Source organism: Flavobacterium eburneipallidum (assembly GCF_027111355.2).
Taxonomy (GTDB): domain Bacteria; phylum Bacteroidota; class Bacteroidia; order Flavobacteriales; family Flavobacteriaceae; genus Flavobacterium; species Flavobacterium eburneipallidum.
Genome location: NZ_CP114291.2, coordinates 3,176,177 through 3,200,946 on the forward strand (window position 1 = coordinate 3,176,177; position 24,770 = coordinate 3,200,946).

Genomic DNA, 24,770 nt, shown 5'->3' on the forward strand with positions numbered 1-24,770 from the left:
TACAGAAAACAAATCTAAATTTAATCAACAAATTAAGGTTAAAAAAATTAGATTTTTATTCTATTTATTTTTCAACCTTTAATTTAAATAACTAATTGTTTACCTTTGTAAAATGTTAGGAATCTTCAAATCAAAACCCGTACTCAAAGACTTAATCCCCGACAATCATGTCGATATTCATTCACACCTTTTACCAGGAATTGATGATGGTGCCAAGACTTTTGAGCATACCTTAAAATTAGTCAAGGCTTTACAAAACTTTGGAATTTCGCAAATAATTACGACGCCACACGTCATAAAAAACATTTGGGACAATACGCCTGAAATCATTCAGAGTAAAAAAGACACTACTATTCTAGAATTGAAAAACAACCAGATATCAATTCCCTTTAGTGCTGCTGCCGAATACATGATGGATGATAATTTTGTGAAGCTCTTAAACAATGAAAAACTACTTACATTAAAGAAAAATTATGTATTAGTAGAAATGTCATACATTAATCCGCCAATCCAGTTGTATAGCATTTTATTCGATTTGCAAGTAGCAGGCTACATCCCTGTTTTAGCACATCCTGAACGCTATTTATTTTACCATAATAATTTTGAGGAATATCAAAAACTAAAAAAATCTGGCTGTTTGTTTCAGTTAAATTTATTATCCGTTGTAGGATATTATGGAGATGAAATAGCCAAAGTTGCTGATAAATTACTCAAAAATGGTCTTTATGATTATGTAGGTTCTGATGTTCACCATTCGAATCATATTGCAGCTTTTGATTTAAAAATCAAAATAAAAGAATTAGTTCCTCTAAAAGAAATTATCACAAATAATCAATTTTTTGCTTTGGATTAATTATTTGTCTAACATCGCAAAAGTAGAATTCATACTGATAAACTCTGGAACTATTTTTTTCATTTTAGCTACAATATCATCATTATCAAAATAAGTAGCCATACCTATTAATTCTTGAATATCAAGATGTAAATCTTCATATTCGACTTGTAATTCTTGAGCAATCATGATTTTTTCGTGATGCGTTGGCAATGTCTTCGAAGTATCATTAAGCAATTCTTCGTATAATTTTTCACCAGGTCTTAAACCAACAATTTTTATATTAATATCTTTATTAGGTATATAACCTGCTAGTTTAATCATCTTCTTGGCTAAATCAATAATCTTAACAGGTTTACCCATATCGAAAATATAAATTTCGCCACCATTCCCCATTGCTCCTGCTTCTAAAACTAATTGACAAGCTTCAGGAATAGTCATAAAATAACGAATGATATCTGGATGCGTAATGGTTACTGGACCACCTTCGGCAATTTGTTTTGTAAACAAAGGAACAACAGAACCATTAGATCCTAAAACATTTCCAAAACGGGTGGTAATGAACTTGGTGTCATACAATCCCTTGTTCTCATTACATCTCAATAAAGATAATGATTGCACATACTTTTCAGCTATTCGTTTACTAGCTCCCATCACATTGCTAGGATTCACAGCTTTATCCGTAGATATCATCACAAATTTGTGAACTCCATATTCACAGGACAAATCAGCTAAATTTTTGGTACCTTCCACATTAGTTAAAATCGCTTGTGACGGGTTTTTCTCCATCAAAGGAACGTGTTTGTATGCCGCCGCATGATACACCACTTCAGGTCGGTACAATTTATATACTTTTTCTAAAGCTGTTTTATTTCTTATATCAACTATAACCGAATTTATAATAGTATCTCCTTTTATTTCTTCCACTTCCAAACCAATGTTATGTAAAGGTGTTTCTGCTTGATCTAAAATAATTACTCTTTTAGGATTAAATCTCAATACCTGTCGTACAATTTCGCTACCTATTGAACCTGCTGCTCCAGTGATTAAAATAGTTTTGTCCATCAATTGACTAGAAATTGATATACCGTCTAATACAATAGGCTCTCTTTCGAGTAAATCCTCAATTTGAATGTTTTTTACTTTTTGGGAAATTTCTTTTTGATTTTCCCAATCCGATACAGACGGAATGGTATATACTTTATAATTGTATTCTAAACATTGATCTACAATAATCAATTTTTCCTCTTTAGACAAGCTTTTATCTGCTATTACTAATCCATCAGCTCCAACCGAACGCATTAGAGCAGGTAATTTTTTTCGCTGAACCAAAATGGGTAAATCCAACATTCTTTTGGAAGCATTTTGGTTATTTTTATCCACAAATGCTACAATTTTAAAACGAGAAGGGGATTCAAATTTTAGAGCATTGGCTACTGAAATTGCATTGGCATCTGTACCGTAAATAATAGCTTTAATTAACTTGTGATCACTTTTTTCGATAAAATACAATTCAAAAGTTTGTTTCACAACTACTCTGTATAAAAACAAACCACAAAAAGAAAATACTGTATTGATAAAAAGGGCGGTATTTAGAAATATCTTTTGATTAAAGAATAATTCATACACAAAATTAAAACACAAAAAGAAAACCAAAACAGAAGTTTGGGAAAATAAAATCTTGACAGCATCAATATATGATGAATGCCTTATGATTCCAGAATAAGTTCTGAATAACCAAAAGAAAAAAATATTTACTATAAAAACTGAACTAATAAATGAAAAAGAATGTTCTGTAGAAATATAATCTAAACCCGTTCCTTTAAATATTAAATAAGTCAAAAAGAATGAAACAATTAATACTAAAACATCTATCAAAACTATAATCCATCTAGGTAAATAACTCAAATTATGAATATTCACCCTTAAGTTGTCTCTAGAGAAATATTTTGAACTTTTCATAGTAAATCTTTATGTTATTGCTATTAAATCAATTATCTATTGAAAAAACAACAATTTTATTGAAATCAAAAATACAAATTAATCTTTTGCTAAAACAGTTTCTTACAAAATATTTCACAATAATCGATGTAAAGCAAATAAAATCTATCTCTTGTAGCATTTTCTTTTTTATGAAACCAACCAATTCGATTGTGTAGGAAACAAAAAAATATTGACTTTTATAATCTAAAAAAAATCCCGAATTAATCGGGATGTAAACTTTATATTTTATGCTTCAACAATTGAAGCAAGTAATCTCCATAACCCGATTTTAATAAAGGCGTCGCTATAGCTTCTAGTTGTTCACTAGTGATAAATCCTTGTCGCCAAGCAATTTCTTCAATGCAACCTACTTTTAATCCTTGTCTTTCTTCTAAAACCTGAACAAATTGTCCTGCTTGCATCAAGCTATTAAAAGTTCCCGTATCTAACCATGCGGTTCCTCTGTTTAAGATACCTACTTTCAAAGCTCCTTTTTCGAGATATACTTTATTTACATCGGTAATTTCATATTCGCCACGGGCACTTGGCTTGATATTCTTGGCTATTTCAACAACTGAATTGTCATAAAAGTACAATCCGGGTACTGCATAATTGGATTTCGGCTCCAATGGTTTTTCTTCAATAGAAAGAGCTTTATAATTTTCGTCAAACTCTACCACCCCATAACGTTCTGGATCTGAAACATGGTAAGCAAAAACAACTCCTCCTTCAGGATTCGTATTGGATTGTAACAACTCATCCATATTGGAACCAAAGAAAATATTATCTCCTAAAACCAAAGCCACACTGTCATTCCCAATGAATTCTTCTCCAATTACAAATGCTTGTGCCAATCCATTAGGAATGGCTTGTTCGGCATAACTGAATTTACATCCAATGTTTGAACCATCTCCTAATAATTTTTTGAAATTAGGTAAATCATGAGGTGTTGAAATAATTAAAATTTCGTTAATCCCTGCCGTCATCAAAGTCGATAACGGATAATAAATCATGGGTTTATCATAAACTGGCATCATCTGTTTGCTCACTGCCAACGTTAACGGATGCAATCTTGTACCGGATCCACCGGCTAATATTATTCCTTTCATATACAATTATAGAGTTTAGATTGTAGAATTTAGATTTATTAGAATAGAAAATTACAATCTCGCCATCATTTTCTTCAAACTTATTTTATAATCAATAGGTTCAATTCCGTAAACGTCTTTTATTTTTGATTTATCCAATAAAGAAAAAGCGGGTCTTTCGGCAGGAGTTGGATAATCCGAAGCAGGAATTCCTGTAATTACACAATTTTTTTGAGCTATTTCTTTTATATCAGATGCAAAATCGTACCAACTAATTTCGCCTTCGCTAGAATAATGATAAATCCCTGATTCCCATTTATTACTATCTAAAACAGTCAGAATAACTTGTGCTAAATCTGCAGCATAAGTAGGAGAACCTATCTGATCATTCACCACGTTCAAACTATCTCTTTCGGTCATCAAACGCAACATAGTTTTCACAAAATTATTCCCAAATTCCGAGTAAACCCATGCCGTTCGTATAATAATACTATCAGGGCAATTCTTGGAACAAGCAATTTCGCCTGCTAATTTAGTAACTCCATAAACGCTTTTGGGATTGGGTTTATCCTCTTCTTTGTAGGCTATTGGAGATGTTCCATCAAAAACATAATCAGTAGAAACGTGAATTAATTTTGCTCCAGAATTAGTACACAAAGTAGCTAATGTATCTATTGCCAAATGATTGATAGCATCTGCCGTTGCCACGTCTTGTTCGGCTTTGTCCACTGCGGTATAAGCAGCACAATTAATAACTATATCAGGTTGAATTTGATTAAAATTAGCAACAATTTCTTGTTTTTTATCTAATGGAAAATCAGCTATATCGGTAAAAACAAAATCAAAATTCGGATAATTACTGGCTAACACTTTTATTTCTGAACCCAACTGACCGTTAGCTCCTGTTACTAAAACTTTCTTCATTAAAATTGAGAATTACAATTGGTGAAATCTTGCAAAACAAGATCTTTATCGGAAACAATTATTTCTTCAGGCTTAACTTTCCAATCAATTCCTAGTGTTGGATCGTCATAACGAATTCCTATTTCACATTCTTTGCTATACACCTGATCCACTTTATACAAAACAGATGCAGTTTCGCTCAAAACCGAAAATCCGTGTGCGAACCCATGAGGTATCATTAGTTGTTTTTTATTTTGCGCACTCAAGATCACACTAAAATATTGTCCGTAAGTGGCTGAATTTTTGCGTAAATCAACAGCTACGTCAAGAATTTCTCCCTCTAATACTCGAACTAATTTTGCTTGAGCAAAAGGAATATCTTGTAAATGCAAACCTCGAATTACACCTCTTGTTGAAAAGGATTGGTTGTCTTGAATAAACTGATACTCTATTCCGTTTATTTCAAATTTAGCTTGATTATAGGCCTCGAAAAAATAGCCTCTTGAATCTTCAAATACCGTAGGATTAATAATCACTAAATCTTTTATACCTGTTTGTTCAATATTCATTTTGTTTTATTTTTTTATCATTCATTTTTTAGAAACAATCTAAAAATCAAATTTTTAATCCTCTCTTTATCATCATACTCTAAATTTGAACCTGATGGCAAACACAAGCCTTTCTCAAATAAAGTTTCAGCCACTTTATTACCGTAATAGGGACAGTTACCAAAAATAGGCTGTAGGTGCATGGGTTTCCACAAAGGACGGCTTTCTATATTCTCGGCTTCAAAGGCTAATCGAAGTTTTTCTCTATCAATTCCATTTGTCAATACGGGATCTATAATTAGAGTTGTCAACCAATAATTAGAGAAACTATCCTCATTTTTTGTTGTAAAAACAGAAACACCTTCAATGTTTTTAAATAGTTCTACATAAAAATCATGCACATTTCTACGAGCAACAATACGATCCTCTAAAACTTCCATTTGAGCACGACCAATTCCAGCAACAACATTATTCATCCTATAATTGAAACCTATTTCGCTGTGCTGATAATGAGGTGCATCATCTCGAGATTGAGTTGCTAGAAACATTGCTTTATCTCTTAAAGTTTTAGTTTTGGTAATAATTGCTCCTCCTCCAGAAGTGGTAATAATTTTATTTCCATTGAAAGAAAGCACAGCAATATCGCCAAAAGCACCACATTTTTGACCTTTATAGCTACTACCCAAAGCCTCGGCAGCATCTTCTAGAATAGGAATTTCATATTTGTTAGCAATTGTTCTTATTTCATCTATTTTATACGGAACTCCAAATAGATGAACCGCAATAATCGCTTTAGGTTTTTGGCCTTTTGCCATTCTATCCAAAATTGCTTCCTCGAGTGCTATCGGACAAAGATTCCAAGTTTCACTTTCACTATCAATAAAAACTGGTGTTGCTTTAAGATACAAAATCGGGTTTGCAGATGCTACAAAAGTCATACTTTGGCAAAGCACTTCATCACCTGCTTGAACCCCCAATAAAATAAGTCCTAAATGTAGCGCTGCAGTTCCAGAACTCAAAGCTCCAACAGAGAAATCATTTGATAAATAACTTTCTAAATCCTGCTCGAATCCATCTAAATTATCTCCTTCGGAGGCAATTCTATTGGAATCAAGAGCTTCTTGAACGTATTTTTGTTCATTACCCGCTAGATGAAAAGAAGAAAGCCAAATTTTTTTATTACTCATAAATTGGAACAAAATTCAATAAATTGACAACTAAACCCCTATTGATTGAGGTTAATTTTGCGAACTACCATAGATCGTGCTGCCAAATATACAACTGTTAACAAGAATAAAATACTTAAAAAAACTAAAATAGAAAGCATTCCTTTTTGATCCAAATAAATCACAATTCCGTTGACCATCAATTGAACTGTAGCATAAATAATGGAAACCACAATATGAGGGTATCGCCATTCGTTAGCTAAATATTGATACAAATGAGAACGGTGTGCTTCTAGTATATTTTCTTTTTTTATGATTCTGCTAATGATAGTAATTCCAGCGTCAATCCCATAAACAGCAAAGAAAAGAATGTAACCTAATTGTCCTGTAGTGATAATTGTTTTAATCATGAAATAACCCAAAAACACTGCCATACTGATACTACCAACATCACCTGCGAATGTCTTGGCTTTCTTTCGAAGATTAAAAAAACCAAAAACCAAGCAGGATAAACCCATGATTATCAACAGTTGTAAATTCGATTCATGGATAGGCAAAAAAGAAAAACTCACAATAGCCGTCAAAGCATACAATACCGTTATTCCATTGATTCCATCCATAAAATTGAAAGCATTAATCCAGCCTATTAATACAAAAAACACCAGTGGCAATAACAATAATGCTTGCTGAAATAGATTCAAATCATAAGCTAGTAACAAAACAGCAATAATATGAGAACCAAAACGAGGTAATTGTGACAAGGGTTTTATATCATCAATAAAACTAACGATTGCCACCAAAACAACCGCTAAAGTCAATGCCCAACCCACATAGCCTAAAACAAAAGCGATTAGAATAGCTATCGGAAAAATAATTCCTCCACCTCTAATGGTAATATTGGTATGTGAAGATCGATGATTGGGTTTGTCGATGATATTGTAGGTATCAGCTAGTCTGAAATAAATTAATTCCAAAGCGAACAAAAAGATACTAATTATTAAATAGTGCATTATGGTCTAAATGATTCAAATGTTTGTAGTAATCCTTTTTTAGAAGAAACGGGTAATTTTTTTCCAATAGCAGCAACAATTTTAGTATTGCTAACTACATAATTCTCGGTTAGTTTTTGCAATCAACAAACGTTTAAATTACATCCTTTTCGTAGTATTCTAAAACTCCTTGTGGTTTCCAACCTAAAAACTCCCTTGCTTTAGTATCATCAAAAGTCAAGCCTAGAGTAATTTTTTTGATTTTCAAAGAATTTAGAGGCATTTTATTCCCCAATAAATCTCCAAAATACCCCATTAATTTAGCAATAAATAAAGGCAAATTATATGGTGGTTTTTTATTTTGGTGTATTGAAATAGCAAGACTCAACTGGTAAAAACTAGGATTTACGCCATCAGTAAGATTATAAACTCCACCAATAGGAGCTGCATTAGGAATAAGTCTAGCAACATCTTTTGCTAAGACCATACTTTTTTGCGCTAAACCTCCACCAATGTTAAAATAATATCCTTTGCTAATTGCTTTTACCATATTTCCAAGATTCCCAGGAGGATTTTCCCCTACCAGTAATGGCAATCGTAAAATAGTACAAATGACATTATTAATTTTACACCATTCTAGTATCAATACTTCTGCTTCAATTTTACTCAAGCCATAAGGATCTTTAGCGTTTAATGAAAATTCTTCATTTATATTTTCCCCAAAATCCTGACCATAAACTGAAACAGAACTAATAAATACAAACTGTTTTGGAAGATTTGATTTTTCTAATCCTTTTAAAAGATTTTTAGTTCCAACCACATTTACCTCATAAAATTGCTGTCTCTCCTCAAAAGTTTTAGGTAAAACATGTGCTTTCCCAGCGGAATGAATGACCAAATCGAAAGAGTTTTCAAAATTTGGTATTACTTTATCTAAATTTACCTTGTAATCACCAACACTTCTTGACAAAGTTATAATTTGATGATTTTTACCTAATTCATGTACAACTACGCCTCCTAAAAATCCATTAGCCCCAGTAAGTAATATTTTCATTTAATAAAATTATTAAGTTAAACAAACTGAATCAAGCGTTTCAAAACTCTTAAGGGCATCAAATAAAAGGGAGCTTTTAAGCCATTATTTTCCCATGACTTAAATATCTCTTTGTTTTGATTAACTATATTAATATAACTTTTATTTGTAGCTCCACCTAATCTCATTTTTATTATCAATCTATCAATGTATTTAGATTTAAAGTGGTGTTTCTTAAATATTCGAAGCATAAACTCATAATCCGCAGCAAGTTTATATTCTAAATTAAATAATCCAGCTTCTTTATATACTCTACTACTTAAAAACAATGAAGGATGTGGTGGAACATTAGCATTTTCAAAAAATCTTTCATAGTAAGCTTTTGATTTCCAATTTCGAACTATTTTTTTTATATCATCACTTTTTACATATACTAAATTCCCATATAAAATATCCAAATCAGATTCATCATTAAATTGTTGCATAACATCCTTAATAACGTCTAAATCCTCATACAAATCATCAGAATTTAAAATCCCTATCACATCTCCAGTTGCGGCATGAATTCCTTTATTCATAGCATCATACAATCCTTTATCAGCCTGGGATGTAAAATAACCTAATCTGTCTTTATACTCTTCAATTATTGAAACCGTATTATCTTTAGAATTTCCATCGATAATCACATACTCGATATTTGGATACGATTGATTAAGTACTGATTCAATTGCTTGTCTAATGGTAGCTTCGTTATTAAAAACTACAGTTATTATTGAGATTTTCATCTTAAATAATTCTTTATTGCAAAATTTTATAATTCAAACAACAAAAAAACTATAGCTTTTGCAATTTGAACTAATTAATTTTTAGTGTATTAAATTCTGAACATTATATTTTTTATAAGCCAATTATTCCTTATCTAATTTTACGAATCTATGAATTGAAACGCAAAATCACTTTAAAAAAAGAATAAACTCTAAATTGTATTTTAAAAAACAATGAAGTTGAACTGATGTGAGTTGACACATTTTCACCATGTCTTCTGTACAATAATAAAGGATTATTTACGACATAGGTTTTAAAATAAAATTCCGATATCATAGCAATCCAAAAGTCATGAGGACACAATTTTGAGTTACTTGGAAAAGGCAGTACTTTTTTTAGAATTATTTTTCTAAAAGCCATACAACAACCAATATATTTTAATTTTTTCAAATTATTCATAAAACCGTTTTCACCACCACCCCTTAACTCAAAATAAGTAGTACCTAGACTTTCTAAATTGGCATTTACCATTTTGGCATCACTAACAACAAAATCATATTTCATTAATAAATTAGACATGATTTTAAGTTTATTATCGACCCAAATATCATCTTGATCCGATAAAAAAATATAATCTCCAGAAGCCTGTTTTATTGCATTCTGAAAATTATTCGTGTAACCTTTTTTATCATTAAAAAAAATCTTGATTCTACTATCATTTAAATCCTCTATAATTTCAATAGTTTTATCTTTTGATAAATCATCCGAAATAATGATTTCATCATTACTCCCTATTTGTTTCAAAATAGATAAAAGTTGATCCTTTATATATTTTTCGCCATTATAGGTTGCCATACAAACTGAAATCATATATTTTGTAATTTTTTAAATTATTAAATATCCCTTTTTACAACTAAATTTTGTCTAACTTATATTTTAATTTATTCCAAACACAATAGGTTAAAACCCCTAAAACAAAATAAGGAATTATAATAGTTAATGCCCTGTAATAAAACCATTCTTTTTGATAAATACCATAAAAAAGAGTCAAACCCATCGCTATAAAACCTCCTATTTGTATTAATGAATTATAAGCTTTATGGCTAATTATGTCCAAAACATTTTTTAAAATAGTAAAAACAACATAAAAGGGAAAGGCTATGAATATATATTGGGAAGCTAAAATAGCATTAGACAATGAACTAAAAAAAGTAATTATTAAATAAGGTACTAATAGATACCCTAATACAGAAGCTAATAGAGCCAAACCTCCTGAAACAAGTAAAAGCATATTAACTTTCTTTATAAATACATCTGAAGATTCATTTTTGAATCCTTTGCCGTAGACAGGCAGAATAAGCGTTCCTATCAAATCAAAAGAGACAGATGCCAATTTAAAAAACATAAAACTTAAAGACAAATAGCCTGACTCTTCAAGACTTATAAAAATACTTACAATATAAATAGGAATAAAATCCAAAGAAAATAAAATGGCATCAGCAATTACTCTTGGTGCTCCATAATGAGCTAGTTGCTTAACTTTGAATTTAGTTCGTTTATAAGAAATGGGGTTAATATAAATATTAAATATAATTATACTAACCAATACAACAATGGTCAAAATTGAATAATACAAAAAATAATCAAAAATAGTATCAGAAAAAAAGACAATGGCTGTTGGCAACAATGATAAAACCAAAACATTCAACAAACTACTCCTTCCAAACTGAATTTTTCCGCGAAAAAAAGAACTAATTATAACGAAAACTCCTTGACCAAATACAAATAGAGCCACAATTAGTAAAATAGTATTAGAGCTACTCGTTTTGAATGAAGAAAAAATAAGTTCTGGAAATAAAAATAATAAAAATAAAAACGCAACAAATGTTATTAAAAATATAATCAATCCAGCAAACAAATACTCTAATCCTTGTGAGGTATCATTTTTACTTTTTTTCAGAAAGCTAATATATCTAGGAATACCAATACCAACCCCTAAAAGAAGAGGAAATACAATAAAAGAGCCTAATCTTTTTAACAAATTATAGGTTGCAAAGCCCTCTATTGACCATATTTTTTCAATTTTATAATTTATAAACAAGTTACACAACATAAATAGTACTTGTGCTGTCAACATATAAATAAAAAATTTAGACTTCCCGTCAAGTAGTTTTTTTAAGAACAAAGCTATAGGAATTAAATTTTAATAAAATAATAAATAATATGAGAACAAACGGAACAATATTCCATGTAAGTACACTAATTATGAATGAATAGTAAAAAATGACTAACATAAATATGGTAATAGTTGTAGAAATAATAGGTCTTTTACTATTCAAAAAAACATAAAAACAAAGATGTAATAGTAAGCCAAGAATAAAAACAAATAAAATAGTTCCCAAAACCCCAAAATCCATTACCATACCTCTGAAAATAGTATATACATTGGAATCCATTTGTTCTAGTATATTATTATACTCATCATAAACAGCATCTGGTGTTTCTTTTTTATAACCAAAAAACCTATAAATTGAAGTAAAAGTATAAAAGCCATAATAATAATGACTGATGTCAAATTTTGAATTATTGAAACCATCCCAAAAAGCAGTAACCCATTCCGAAAAGTTATACAAATGGGCAAAGAAATAAGAGGCTAAAAGGAATCTCAATTTTTCAAAAAAAACAGAAACATCTTTAACGTCTTGTAAACCTCTAGACATTAAAGAGAATATAAATAAGATAATGGAAAACGAACCTATTTTAAATACAATTTTTAAAATATTAGCTTTAAAAAGTAACAATTTATTTTGTTGCAAACTAGTTACAAGTATCCCTCCTAAAAAATAAAAAATAGAGCCAAAAAAAGAACCTTTTGCTGATTGAGTAACCATAATTATAATAGAAGGCAAAAAAGCAAGCAACACCCATTTTTTTCTTGAACTATTACTAGTTGATCCGAATATTAAGCCTGCAATCAAAACTGCAAGATAAGCAAAACCCAAACTCAAAGGTCCATATGCCGAATAAACCACTTCAGAAGCATACCTAGAAACTGCATATTTTGCTGCAACCAAGACTATGTCTTCATAAAGCTCCGCTAATGAAAACCCTTGAACTAACATCACTTTTATCGAACACACTACAGAAACAAATATGGAAAACCAAAGTGTAAGCCTTAATAATTTAGTATCATAAACCCCCTCTGCAGATGGTTTATTTAAATTATTGTTAAATGCTTTTTTCCAGTTAAAAAAAATAAAGGTCCAAGAAAACAAAATTACCAACAACGAAAGATAGCCTACTGCCCAAGGATTAATTGGAATTTCAAACATTATGATTAATGGAAAAAAAATAAAAGCAAACCAAAATAAAGAAAAAAGAGTAGCTGGAAACAACCAAGTTCCAACCATTCTCCGTATTAAAATAGCATTAAATAAAATCAATAAACTAATAAATATTGATAATAATTTTGATAAAATAGCTAGTGCCAATTTCGTGTGTTTTTTTGAGATTTCAAAAGTTGATAGCGCTATGAAATTATTTAGACAAACAGTTTTTCTGTAAATAATTAAATCAATACCAAAAAAATTATGCTTTTGCAGTAATCAATAAAAAGCAATGTTTAATAAAGATAGATATTAAACTATTTTTTTTAAGATATTTTTAAGTGTCAAAAATAGAAGTGCTAAAAATCCAAATAAAAATCCACCGAAAAGTAATCCTAATAACTTTCCAGTTTTTTCTTTTTTCAAAGGTAAAATTGGTCGATCAATTATCTGTATCAAAGGAGTTTCTTTTCGTAAAGTTACTTTAGCTAATTCGGTTTGCTTTACTAGTTCAGTCAAAATAGCAGTATTAGCTTGCACATCAACTTGACGACGGGCTGAAGGAACTCTACGCACATTCAAAGAAGGATTTAACCCAAAAGTATTATCTGTAGCAACTGCAACTCCAGCAATTGCATTATTTAGTTCTCTCCTGATAGAATCCGTTTGTCTCTCTAAAATAGACATATTAATTCGTGCCTTTTTACTCTTGGTTTTGATATAAAAATCGCCTACTTGTTTGGCTAGAGCTTCTGTAAAATACTTGGCAAACAATTCATTTTTGGAAGAAACCTCAATAGTTATAATATCAACTTTTTTATCTTTCTGACCAACTTGTAATCCTTTCTTATATAAATTATCATAAATTACACCAAAAATACTATCTTGACTTCTTGTGAAATTCTTACGATTTGTATTGGGTAAAAACTGCAATCCAACTAATTTTGGTTTTTTTTTCCAATTCTCTCGCCATTCCTCATTTTGGATATACATTTCGGCTAATGAAATAGTTTTTCCATTTAAGTTTACTGGCATAAGCAATGTATTTTCAACCATCTGCCTAGACTTGAACAATTCTGTCAAATTAGAACCTTCAAATATCCCACCTCCACTACCTCCAAGATCAAAACCTAAAGAACTAGCCAATCCAAGAGCACCACTTAATCCTCCACCCGACTTATTACTTTCTAAAGCAAAAGATAAACTGGCTGTGTAAATTGGTTTTTTGATAAATGAATATGTCAATCCTAGAAGGCCTCCTATTATCCCTACACATAAAATAGTCTTCCATTTCAAGAGCATATTCTTATACCATTCTTTTACTATTTCAATTATCTCTTTTAAAGAAATTTGCTCTTTGTTAGTTGGCGAATTATTCTCCATATAAATTAAATTTTTATTTAAAAGAAGTTACAATCAATAAAGCAATACTAGTTATTACACTACCTATACTTACCCATTCTCCCGTACTCATTTTTCTCGTTTCTGGTTTTTCAGGAACCACAATTTGAGATCCTGGCAATACTTTAGGATAAGTTCTAATAAAGAAAAAAGAACTAGACACAGCTGCTTTTCCATTTGGATAAATAATATAAGCTTTTTTCTTCCAACCTTTAGCATCTGTTCCGCCTACGGAATTCAAATAATACCCAAAGCCTTTCCCTTTGTCATAAGGGATTTCAGAGGTTAACAATACATTACCAGTTACTTTTACACTTTCATTATTTACAGCTACTTCTATTTCATCACCAGGAAATAAAGTAACATTGGTTTTGTCTTCTGGATCTTTTACAATTTTCCTCCAATCGACTGGGATGGTTGCATATTTTAAATCTTCTTTTAATTTTTTGGTCAATTTATCATGCAATGAATCTTTTTTTCCTAAATTCAAATTAATACTTTCCAAATCTTCAATTTGTTTGGCTTGAATAGGGCGCTTGATTTTTACTCCATCAATATTAGCAACTGAATTTAATCCTCCTGCTCTTTGAATTATGTCGTAAATTTTTTCTTTTTTGTTCGCCAAAACATATTTACCTGAATAATGTACAGCTCCTGAAACAGTTACCATCTCGGGTTTTTCATATACAGACATTCTACGAATATTAACCACATCAAACGGCTCTAATGCAAAATTTTTGATTTGTTCATTATTGCCTGGAGTAATTTCTAAATTGAATAATTGTACTCTATTGGGATTGTTATCATCAGCTTCATCTGATTTAATCATTCTAGCCACTTCTACTCTTTTAGAAGCTGAACCTGTTAAACCACCTGCTTGTAATAATAAATCATTCAGCGTTAAACTTTCTTGATAATCATATTCCCCTGGGCTTTTTATTTCTCCATCTATAGTGATTTTATATTCTTCTCTAAAATCTAAAATAGAATATACGGTTACTATATCTTCTTTCTTTAAAGGAATATCTGCTGCTAGATCTCCCGCTAAAGCATTCGCTAAATTCACATTGGTCACTTCTGTTGTCAAATCTGATTTTAATCGAACAATAGTGGCTCTATTGGTGTAAGCGTCTTCTTTTAAACCATCTGCTTGTGTGATAAGATCTGAAACGCGCATTCCTTCATAAAAAGAATAGGTATTGGGTCTGAATACAGCGCCTTCAATTTTGATACGGTTTTCAAAACGATTCAAAATCTTACTCACTCGAAATACATCGCCCGAAAGAGGTTTATAGATTCCAAATTCAGCTGATTTTACATCTTTTACTTTAAATTCCTTGCTGGTTTTTTGTAATACACTTACCGATGCGGTATAGGCTAACTCACTAAATCCAGATGCAAAAGACAATAAGTCTTTGAAAGTTTCTCCGGCTTTCATCTCGAATATCCCAGGACGTTTTACTTGTCCTTGCAAAGTAACTCTTTGGCTATAAGCTGGAATTCGAATAACATCGTTATCTTTTAAGCCCACATTATCGGACTGATTTCCATTTACCAAAAATTTGTAAATATCAATAGTCTTATACAATCGGTTATTTCTTAATAATTCTATATTTCTATAACTTCCGTTTTTACCTGGACCACCCGCTAAAAACAAAGCATTATAGACTGTTGACAATGAAGAAACCGAATAATTTCCCGGTTGTTTTCCTCCTATTATTGTTATTTTTATGGTTCTAATACGAGTCAAACTTACATCTACTTGGGATTGTCCTGAATTTACAGTACTGTAAACTCTAGCGATGGCAGATTTTATTTTTTGAGTAGCGGCTTCAATACTCATACCTGAAACAGCAATTTGACCCACATACTGAATATTCACTTTTCCTTCTACAGATACAGGAATACTGGCATTAAATTCTTGCACACCGTAAACACTAACTTGCAATTCGTCACCTGGACCTAACACATAATTTACAGGAGTTGCTAATTTTGAACTTGGCTCAAAATTTAGTGTTGGATTATCAAATAATTCTGAACCAAAAATCAACGCGTTCAAAGTGTCTTTTACTTTCTTGTTGACAATTTTATCTTGCTTACGACCTATTTCTTCTTGATTGGTTTTTTCCGAATCAGAAATCACTTTTGGAGTGGATTGCATTCCTAATCGGGTCTTTAATTTGGCAAACTCGGTTGCCGACATTCCTTTTGCCAAAGCCAAAGGCTCTAACTGATCAATCGTGGTATTGTTTGTTTGTAATTGGGTTTTAATTTTAGCAATATCAGAATCTGATAAATAATCGACTCTCAAAGTACTCAAATCAGACGCCTTCAATACATCTTGCGCCATTAAAGCATTGGATTGAAACAACACAAACGACAGTAAAAGGGCGGTAATGATTTTTCTCATAATTCTACAGAAATTAATTGTATTTTATTTTTTAAATATAGATTCTCTTTAATTCTATTTTGCATTCCATGGCTTCGCCGCAGTGACTCCCATAATTAGGTGCACCAAAAACTTAAACTATTGCAAATTTATAGTAAATAAAAAATTTACCTCTTTTTTACACACAAAATATGACACTTTCAATGCCAAAACAAAAAGCACATATTAGCCTCTATCAAACTAACAACAAGGCTTTTATGATTAAAAATTATTTAGCTTAACAATTTAATAATAATAAAATCTTAAAATAAATAAATTAGTCTTCTTTTTTATCTATTCGTAATAAACAGCCCAACGATTCTAAAATCAAGATATAATGGTTTTGTTTTACTTCTTGAATAATGGCAGATTGACTAATAAATGGCCCTGATTCCAGCATGATTTTGTCGCCTTTTTTCCATTTATCTAATGAAACTTCATAAGTAGCTGGGGCAGCTAACCAAGTTTGAATGGCTTCAATTTCTGAATCTTTGACCATTGCTGGTTTTCCTAACCAAAACAAATAGCGAACGGCTCCCGGAATTTGAAAAACCTTATTTCGATCCTTTTCTTCAATTTGCACGAAAATATAAGAATTAAACAAAGGTACACTTATTGTTTTTTTGCGATCAGACCATTGGCTTGTTTTGGTTACCAAAGGGCAATACGTAACTACTCCAATTTCATTCAATCGTTCGGCTACTTTTTTTTCCCATTTGGGTTTGGTGTACACTACATACCAATTCATATCTTATCTACTCTTTTTCGAGGTTGCAAATTATGGTCTGAAATTTAATTTTTATGACAACTTACTGCCTTCTTCTAACTTCTAGGAATACATTTTGTCGTAATATTTCTCATAATCGCCAGAGGTTACACTATTCAACCATTCCTGATTATTAAGATACCAATCTATGGTAAACTCTAATCCTTGTTCGAAAGTAACCGATGGTTCCCAGCCCAATTCTTTGTTTATTTTATTAGCATCAATGGCATAACGCAAATCGTGTCCAGGACGATCTTTTACATAAGTGATTAGTTTAGCTGATTCTCCAGTAACTCTACCCAATTTTGTATCCATAATTTGGCACAAAACTTTGACTAAATCAATGTTTTTCCATTCGTTGAATCCACCAATATTATAGGTTTCGTGATTTTTTCCTTGGTGAAAAACCAAATCAATTGCCACAGCATGATCCTTCACGAACAACCAATCGCGAGTGTAATTTCCGTCACCATAAACAGGCAAAGGTTTGTTATTAATAATATTGTTGATAAACAACGGAATTAGTTTTTCTGGAAAATGATTAGGTCCATAATTGTTAGAACAATTAGTCAAAACATAAGGCAATCCATAAGTTTCACCATAAGCTCTCACAAAATGATCGGAACTTGCTTTTGAAGCTGAATAAGGTGAATTGGGATCATAAGGAGTGGTTTCTGTAAACAAGCCTTCAGCACCCAAAGAGCCATACACTTCGTCTGTACTAACATGATAAAAACGTTTTCCTTCAAAGTTATTTGTCCATTGTTTTCTCGCTGCATTAAGTAAATTCACTGTCCCTATTACATTGGTTTTTACAAAAGCCATAGGATCTTCGATAGAACGATCGACATGAGATTCGGCAGCCAAATGAATCACACCATCAAATTGATGCTCTTTAAATAATTTACCAATAAAATTTTCATCGGTAATATCTCCTTTTACGAAAGTGTAATTCGGTTCCTTTTCAATATCAATGATGTTCTCTAAATTTCCTGCATAGGTAAGTGCATCCAAATTAAAAATTTGGTGTTCTGGGTATTTTTGAACAAAACGCCTAACAACATGAGATCCAATAAATCCTGCTCCACCTGTAATCAGTATTTTTTTCATTTTCGAATTTTAATTTTAACTTTTTTAAATATCTATTTAGAATCTTACAATCTACCGTCAGCTATATGTCCTAAAACTCCTTTAACGTCATAAACAATACTGTTTTTATTGCGAATGGCATTAAAGTCTAAATCCAAAAACTCTTGGTGCGCCACTCCTAAAACAATGGCATCAAAAGTAGTTGTGGGTTTTTCTTTGCTGAAATTTAATTTATATTCATGCAAAACCTCTACAGGACTTGCCAAAGGATCATAAAGACTTACTTGAATTCCATAATCTTCAAGCGCAGCAATCACATCTACAATTTTAGTATTTCTTACATCGGGACAATTTTCTTTGAAGGTAATCCCTAACATCAAAAGACTTGCTCCATTGATGGTAATTCCTTTCTTAATCATCAATTTCACCACTTGCGAAGCTACGTATTCGCCCATACTGTCATTCAAACGACGACCTGCCAAAATTATTTCGGGATGATAACCATTTTCTTGTGCTTTTTGGGCTAAATAATAAGGATCAACACCGATGCAATGTCCGCCAACCAATCCTGGTTTGAAAGGGAGAAAATTCCATTTGGTTCCTGCAGCAGCTAAAACAGCTTGTGTATCAATCTCTAAAATATTGAATATTTTGGCCAGTTCATTGACAAAAGCGATATTAATGTCACGTTGCGAATTCTCAATAACTTTTGCTGCTTCGGCAACTTTAATCGATGGTGCTAAATAAGTTCCTGCTGTGATTACAGATTGATACAACTCATTTACTTTCTGACCAATTTCAATAGTCGATCCCGAAGTGACTTTCAAAATTTTATCTACTGTATGCTCTTTATCACCTGGATTGATTCTCTCTGGAGAATAGCCCGCAAAAAAATCTTCATTAAATTTTAGTCCTGATATTTTTTCTAAAACGGGTACGCATTCTTCTTCGGTTACGCCCGGATAAACTGTAGATTCATAAATAACGATGTCTCCTTTTTTTAATACTTTTCCAACCGTTTCACTTGATTTATACAAAGGCGTTAAATCGGGACGGTTATTTTTATCTACTGGTGTAGGAACTGTAACTATAAAGTAATTACAATCTGCAATTTCTGCAAGTGAAGAAGTACAGTACAAACCGTTACTATCAGACGATTTTTCAACTAATACTTGTTTCAAAGTGGCAGTATCAATCTCCAAAGTAGTATCATTGCCTTGTTGCAAAGCTTCGATTCTAGACTGATTAATATCAAATCCAATAACAGGATATTGTGTAGCAAATAATCGTGCCAATGGCAAACCTACATATCCCAAACCTATAACTGCTATTTTTATATCTGTTTTCAATTTTTTGTTTTTTTGTTCTCCTGAACTATCATATATTTAACACAGACGCAACACATTACATCTCTACAAATTATTCCAATACCATTCAATGGCTTCCTTCAAACCTTCTTGTAATGAAAATTTCGGTTCATAACCCAACAATGCTTTTGCCTTATCAATACTTGCTAACGAATGCGGAATATCTCCTGCACGACTAGGACCGTATTCAATTTTAACATCAGCGATTCTTGCATCATATCTTGAAAGATACTTTTTTAAATAACCTACCAAATCGTTTAATGTATTTCTATCTCCAAAAGCGGTATTGAATACGGTATTTATAGCATCAGGATTTTGTGTCAATATGGCTAATTCATTCATTTGAATTACATTATCAATATAAGTAAAATCTCTAGAATAGTTTCCATCGCCATTAATTAACGGACTTTCTAACTTTGTTAATTGCGATACAAATTTTGGAATTACAGCAGCATAAGCTCCATTAGGATCTTGTTTTCTTCCAAAAACATTAAAATAACGCAAGCCTATTGTTTCTAATCCATAAGTTCTGCTGAAAATATCTGCATACAATTCATTCACATATTTGGTTATCGCATAAGGTGAAAGCGGTTTTCCTATTACGTCTTCTATTTTTGGCAAACCTTGTGAATCTCCATAAGTAGAGGAACTGGCTGCATAAATAAATCGTTTTACATTAGCATCACGAGAAGCTACCAGCATATTCAAAAAACCCGAAACATTAACCTCATTAGTAGTAATTGGATCTTTAATAGATCGTGGCACAGAACCCAAAGCGGCTTGGTGCAAAACATAATCTACACCTTGAGTTGCATTCTGACAATCGGTTAGATTCCGAATATCGCCTTCAATTAATCGAAAATTGGGATGATTGATACAATCTTTTAAATTATGACGATGACCAGTGGAAAAATTATCCAAACAAGTAACCTGATAATTTTTGGACAAAAAATAATCACAAAGGTTAGAGCCAATAAATCCAGCTCCACCAGTAATTAATATACTATGTGTATTTTCTTTTTTCATTGGTTTATAATCCAATACTAGCTTTTATCTTTTGTAAACTTTTCTATTATTTTTTCAAAAAAATCTTTTGGAACACTATCATCTGTGTATCCGTTAGAATAAGTAGTATTCCCGTAGCCATAACCATAGCCATAACCGTAACCAGCACCATATTTGGCTTTATTTTGAAATCCATTCAAAATAATACTGGTATTATTAAGCTCACCTCGTTTGACTCTATTATTCAACAAGGTAATCATTTCTTTTTTAGTAAAATTTTGTCTAACAATATATAAAGTTACATCGCAATATTGAGCCAACTCTAAAGCATCTGAAACCAACCCAACTGGTGGAGTATCTAAAATAATGTAATCGTATTTTTGTTTTAATTCTTCGATCAACTCTTTCATACCATCGCTCAAAATCATTTCGGCAGGATTTGGAGGAATCGGCCCTGAAATAATAACGTCAAGAAACGGAATATGAGTATGATTGATAATCTCGTCAACTGTTTTTTGTTTGATCAAATAATTGACAACACCTACTTCATTAGTCAAATTGAATTCGTCAAAGAGTTTTGGTTTTCTCAAATCCAATCCAAGTATTACTGTCTTTTTTTCGCTTAATGCAAATACTGTTGCAATATTCAAGGCACAAAATGTTTTTCCTTCACCACTTACAGAGGAAGTTATCATAAGTGTTTTTGCACCGTCCAATTTTTGTTGTTTGTATAGAAATTGCAAAGACGATCGAATGGCTCTAAACGACTCTGAAAGAGCCGATTTTGGTTTTTCAAATACGGCCAATTCTGATTTTTCATTACTCAAACCGATAACACCAATCAATGGGATTTGGGTCAGTTTACTAACATCTTCCGTATTCTGAATAGCATTATTGATGAAGAAAATAGCAAATACAAAAAGTAACGGAATCAACAATCCTAAAAACAATGCCAACACATAATTGACAGAAGTTTTAGGGCCAATAAGACCTCCACCTATATCTTTTGCAGGATCTATAAAATGAATATCCGATAAATTAGCGGCTTTTACAATATCGGCTTCACTCCTTTTTTGAAGAAAAGTACTATAGATATTATCGCTTAAATCGTATTTCCTTTTAATTTTTATTAATTCTTGCTGATCTTCTGGGAGTTTTTTAATACTGCTTTCCGCCTCATTAATTTTACTATTTACCAAATTCATGTCGTACTGCAAAGAAGTTTTTGCAGTAGCGATATTCTCCAGCAATACTTTCTTGATGGCTTCCATCTGATTGTCAAAATCTTTGAATATTTTTTCGCTTTTGACAGCATAAGCCATTTCTGAACGTTGAGTAGAAAGTGAAATCAGCTTCGAAACATTCATTACAATATTAGGATCTTCAATTCCTGCTACTGTTGGCGCAGGAAGTTTAGCATAGTCCACACTATTTTTTAAATAGGCTTTCAAGGAATTATAATACGAAATTTTTCGGCTGATTTCATCTTTTTGAACATCAAATTCTAAAATTTGTCCCGAAAATTTCCCTCCTCCTTCTTCAATATCATATATGTTTTTATTGCTTCTAAACGATTTCAACTCGTTCGTAGTTTCTTTCAATTGAGCTTCCATAGCCACAAGCGTACTATCTATAAAACTTATGGTATTGGTAGCAAATTGGTTTTTGCTATCCAATTGTCTTTTGATAAGCATTTTTACAGTTGCATTCAAATACTCCACCATTCGAGCTTTGTTTGTTCCTTGCATTCCTAGGGTAATTATAGAGCCTCCCTTTTCGTCTGTACTGACATTTATGCCTCTGTAACCAGAAACAGTTCCGTCAAAATCATTGAATTGAACGAAATATTCATTCCCTTTATAAATCCCAGGGTTATCTTTTATTTGTAATTTCCAATCTAAAAAAGGCAATGAAACTCGTTGTCCTACTTTGTATTTTTTTATGAAATCGCCAACTGCCACGGCAGTATTTCGATAGGAATTATCCGAATAGGTAACTAACGAAACTGAATTGGAAGCAAAAGGTATTCGAATTTCATATTCATTTTCGCTTAAGAATTTAATTTTGATAAGAGTTCCTGCTAGTTGCCCTTTGGATTTATCAATATCTACATAAAAAGGAACGGCCCCATAAGCATCGACCAAATTGTATTCTCCTTGCGATAAATACCCAATATAATACTGAAGTTTATCGACCACTAGCTCATTGTGAGAACGCGATTTTAGCGTTGTGGAAATGGTTTGAACTTGATCTGAAGGACCTCCCCAATTAAAAACCAAACTCGTATTGGAAGTAAACAATGGATTGCTTTCTTCTTTTACAGAGATTAGCGTTTCCATGGCATAAATTTTTTCTTTGCGAATGTTTACCTGATAGGCGATACTGAAAGTAATGGCTAAACTCAATACAAACCACTTCCAATAACTCGCAATCTTTAGTAAAAACCCTTTGAAATCAAAACCCGATTGGGCTTCAAAAATAGAAAAATCTTTTATGTCTAGCATTTTGGAATTGGTATTATAATTTTATTATAACTAAAGTAGTAGTTATTAAGGAAATTAATGTAATGATGGTACTCAACGATTCTATCCCTGTTTTTCCAGTTCCCCAGGTTTTTTGTTTGAGTGGTTTCACATAAATATAATCATTGGGTTGCAAATGATAGTAAGGAGATTGCATCACTTTCTTATCAGTAAGATCAATGTCGTGCATTTCGGTTCCAGAAGGGGATTGTCGCATGATGGTAACTGCTTTTCTATCGCCCGTTATGGTGATGTCACCAGAATTAGCAATAGCTTCCATAATATTAACGTGATTCTGATATAAGAATTTAGTCCCAGGATTTCCTATCTCTCCATTCATTGTATATTTGAAACCCGCTAATTTTACGGTAACAAAAATATTTGCCTCTTTTTTGAAATACTCATCTAAAAGCTGTTTTTCTAATTTATCCCTTAACTCTTCTACTGTATAACCAATGGCGTTTACTTCTCCTAAAATTGGAAATCTAATATTGCCGTGATCGTTTATAGTGAATCCGTCAAAATACAATGAAGAAGCATCTTTTCCTGATTCGCCTCTAGCTGTAGGGGTAAAAATAGATACTAATGCAGGATCACTTGCCTTTAAAGTAATACTCAAAACATCGTCAACCTGAAGTCTGTAAGGCTTTTGCATCACTTCGGTTATAGCAACTGAAGGTTCTGTTGCATTTTTATTTTGAAGGTAAACAAGATCTTTAGTAGGTATGCAGGATTGTAAAAAAAGACAAACTCCAAAAACTATATAACGTATGAATTTATTCATATTCCATTTTTTCAACAAATATAGTTTTTCATTTCACAAATTAAAAAAATATCGTTGTTCATTATCATGAATTAATTATTTTTAAAAAAATTCTCAAAAGGAACTCTCTGTAAAATACTCCTTCCCAAAGTTACCTCATCGGCATATTCTAATTCATCGCCAACCGATATTCCTCTTGCAATCGTCGAAGTTATAATCTCACAATCTTGAATCTGTTTGTAGATATAAAAATTAGTGGTATCGCCTTCCATGGTGGAACTTAAAGCAAATATCAACTCCTTTACTGTCCCCGATTTTACTTTTTCAACCAACGAACTAATATTCAATTGACTGGGTCCAACTCCATCAATTGGTGATATTTTTCCCCCTAGAACGTGATAAATCCCTTTAAATTGTCCTGTATTTTCAATCGCCATTACATCGCGAATATCTTCTACTACACAAATAATTTGGTGATTCCTCTTCTCATTAGAACAAATTTCGCAAATTTCTATATCAGAAATATTATGACAGCTAATACAAAACTTAACTTCCTCCCTCATTGTAGTTAAAGCTTGTGATAAAAAGCTAGTTTGCTCTTTGGGTTGTTTTAACAAATGCAATACCAATCGCAAAGCGGTTCGTTTTCCAATTCCAGGCAATTGAGATACTTCGTTAACTGCTTTCTCTAAAAGTTTTGATGAAAATTCCATAGCTACAAATGTAACAATTTGTTTAGAAAAATGAAGACTTCTTCGATTTTCGTAGTTCGATTTTCGTAGTTCGTTAAACCAAA

At 31.7% G+C, this 24,770-nt stretch carries 23 protein-coding genes; 2 read left to right on the top strand and 21 right to left on the bottom strand.

From position 1 onward, the window contains the following. Positions 1-112 precede the first annotated feature (112 nt). On the top strand, positions 113-853 hold the full coding sequence (locus tag OZP15_RS13430) for a tyrosine-protein phosphatase (RefSeq protein WP_269225954.1): 741 nt from the start codon (positions 113-115) through the stop codon (positions 851-853). On the opposite strand, the gene OZP15_RS13435 is transcribed toward OZP15_RS13430, so the two are convergent. The 12 genes from OZP15_RS13435 to OZP15_RS13490 form a co-directional block, all read right to left on the bottom strand. Beyond that, positions 854-2,794 carry a polysaccharide biosynthesis protein gene (locus OZP15_RS13435; protein ID WP_281336374.1) on the bottom strand — a complete coding sequence of 647 codons (1,941 nt, stop codon included), beginning with the start codon at positions 2,792-2,794 and terminating at the stop codon, positions 854-856. Positions 2,795-3,054: 260 nt separating this feature from the next. After that, positions 3,055-3,924: a glucose-1-phosphate thymidylyltransferase RfbA gene (gene rfbA, locus OZP15_RS13440; RefSeq protein ID WP_269225955.1), complete on the bottom strand. Its 870-nt coding sequence runs from the start codon at positions 3,922-3,924 to the stop codon at positions 3,055-3,057. A 51-nt stretch (positions 3,925-3,975) separates the two neighbouring features. Beyond that, positions 3,976-4,827 (bottom strand): dTDP-4-dehydrorhamnose reductase, encoded by an 852-nt coding sequence (gene rfbD, locus OZP15_RS13445; protein ID WP_269225956.1) that lies wholly within the window; start codon positions 4,825-4,827, stop codon positions 3,976-3,978. After that, complete coding sequence (gene rfbC, locus OZP15_RS13450; RefSeq protein ID WP_269225957.1) at positions 4,827-5,375, bottom strand: dTDP-4-dehydrorhamnose 3,5-epimerase; 549 nt, start codon at positions 5,373-5,375, stop codon at positions 4,827-4,829. The genes rfbD and rfbC overlap by 1 nt, the downstream gene beginning before the upstream one ends. 17 nt (positions 5,376-5,392) lie before the next feature. Further along, positions 5,393-6,541, bottom strand: a complete 1,149-nt coding sequence (locus OZP15_RS13455) for a DegT/DnrJ/EryC1/StrS family aminotransferase (protein WP_281336375.1) — start codon at positions 6,539-6,541, stop codon at positions 5,393-5,395. Between the two features lie 38 nt (positions 6,542-6,579). After that, complete coding sequence (locus OZP15_RS13460) at positions 6,580-7,530, bottom strand: MraY family glycosyltransferase (RefSeq protein WP_269225958.1); 951 nt, start codon at positions 7,528-7,530, stop codon at positions 6,580-6,582. Further along, complete coding sequence (locus OZP15_RS13465) at positions 7,530-7,652, bottom strand: hypothetical protein (protein WP_269225959.1); 123 nt, start codon at positions 7,650-7,652, stop codon at positions 7,530-7,532. Before OZP15_RS13465 ends, OZP15_RS13460 begins: the two co-directional genes overlap by 1 nt. An 11-nt stretch (positions 7,653-7,663) precedes the next feature. Beyond that, positions 7,664-8,563 (bottom strand): NAD-dependent epimerase/dehydratase family protein, encoded by a 900-nt coding sequence (locus OZP15_RS13470; protein WP_269225960.1) that lies wholly within the window; start codon positions 8,561-8,563, stop codon positions 7,664-7,666. Positions 8,564-8,580: 17 nt separating this feature from the next. Continuing rightward, complete coding sequence (locus tag OZP15_RS13475) at positions 8,581-9,327, bottom strand: glycosyltransferase family 2 protein (RefSeq protein WP_281336376.1); 747 nt, start codon at positions 9,325-9,327, stop codon at positions 8,581-8,583. A 148-nt stretch (positions 9,328-9,475) separates the two neighbouring features. Further along, on the bottom strand, positions 9,476-10,177 hold the full coding sequence (locus OZP15_RS13480; protein WP_281336377.1) for a glycosyltransferase family 2 protein: 702 nt from the start codon (positions 10,175-10,177) through the stop codon (positions 9,476-9,478). A gap of 43 nt (positions 10,178-10,220) precedes the next feature. After that, the gene (locus OZP15_RS13485; protein ID WP_281336378.1) at positions 10,221-11,444 is read right to left on the bottom strand and encodes a lipopolysaccharide biosynthesis protein; all 1,224 of its coding nucleotides are present in this window, start codon (positions 11,442-11,444) and stop codon (positions 10,221-10,223) included. Between the two features lie 25 nt (positions 11,445-11,469). Further along, positions 11,470-12,717: an O-antigen polymerase gene (locus tag OZP15_RS13490; RefSeq protein WP_281337490.1), complete on the bottom strand. Its 1,248-nt coding sequence runs from the start codon at positions 12,715-12,717 to the stop codon at positions 11,470-11,472. Here OZP15_RS13490 and OZP15_RS13495 point away from each other — a divergent pair. Further along, on the top strand, positions 12,641-12,871 hold the full coding sequence (locus OZP15_RS13495) for a hypothetical protein (RefSeq protein WP_281337501.1): 231 nt from the start codon (positions 12,641-12,643) through the stop codon (positions 12,869-12,871). The genes OZP15_RS13490 and OZP15_RS13495 overlap by 77 nt on opposite strands. 74 nt (positions 12,872-12,945) lie before the next feature. On the opposite strand, the gene OZP15_RS13500 is transcribed toward OZP15_RS13495, so the two are convergent. From OZP15_RS13500 to recR, 9 genes are all read right to left on the bottom strand, one after another. After that, positions 12,946-14,016, bottom strand: coding sequence for a Wzz/FepE/Etk N-terminal domain-containing protein (locus OZP15_RS13500; RefSeq protein ID WP_281336379.1), 1,071 nt, complete (start codon positions 14,014-14,016; stop codon positions 12,946-12,948). Between the two features lie 13 nt (positions 14,017-14,029). Then, positions 14,030-16,444, bottom strand: coding sequence for an SLBB domain-containing protein (locus OZP15_RS13505; protein WP_281336380.1), 2,415 nt, complete (start codon positions 16,442-16,444; stop codon positions 14,030-14,032). A 295-nt stretch (positions 16,445-16,739) separates the two neighbouring features. Beyond that, positions 16,740-17,210 (bottom strand): UpxY family transcription antiterminator, encoded by a 471-nt coding sequence (locus OZP15_RS13510; RefSeq protein WP_281336381.1) that lies wholly within the window; start codon positions 17,208-17,210, stop codon positions 16,740-16,742. An 81-nt stretch (positions 17,211-17,291) separates the two neighbouring features. Then, complete coding sequence (gene rfbB, locus OZP15_RS13515; protein ID WP_269225973.1) at positions 17,292-18,338, bottom strand: dTDP-glucose 4,6-dehydratase; 1,047 nt, start codon at positions 18,336-18,338, stop codon at positions 17,292-17,294. Between the two features lie 44 nt (positions 18,339-18,382). Continuing rightward, positions 18,383-19,666 carry a nucleotide sugar dehydrogenase gene (locus OZP15_RS13520; RefSeq protein WP_269225974.1) on the bottom strand — a complete coding sequence of 428 codons (1,284 nt, stop codon included), beginning with the start codon at positions 19,664-19,666 and terminating at the stop codon, positions 18,383-18,385. A 63-nt stretch (positions 19,667-19,729) separates the two neighbouring features. After that, positions 19,730-20,710: an SDR family oxidoreductase gene (locus OZP15_RS13525; protein ID WP_269225975.1), complete on the bottom strand. Its 981-nt coding sequence runs from the start codon at positions 20,708-20,710 to the stop codon at positions 19,730-19,732. A gap of 17 nt (positions 20,711-20,727) precedes the next feature. Beyond that, positions 20,728-23,193 carry a polysaccharide biosynthesis tyrosine autokinase gene (locus tag OZP15_RS13530; RefSeq protein WP_281336382.1) on the bottom strand — a complete coding sequence of 822 codons (2,466 nt, stop codon included), beginning with the start codon at positions 23,191-23,193 and terminating at the stop codon, positions 20,728-20,730. 13 nt (positions 23,194-23,206) lie between these two features. Beyond that, positions 23,207-23,995, bottom strand: coding sequence for a polysaccharide biosynthesis/export family protein (locus OZP15_RS13535; RefSeq protein WP_269225976.1), 789 nt, complete (start codon positions 23,993-23,995; stop codon positions 23,207-23,209). Positions 23,996-24,066: 71 nt separating this feature from the next. Further along, the gene (recR, locus tag OZP15_RS13540) at positions 24,067-24,687 is read right to left on the bottom strand and encodes a recombination mediator RecR (protein ID WP_281336383.1); all 621 of its coding nucleotides are present in this window, start codon (positions 24,685-24,687) and stop codon (positions 24,067-24,069) included. Positions 24,688-24,770: the final 83 nt, after the last annotated feature.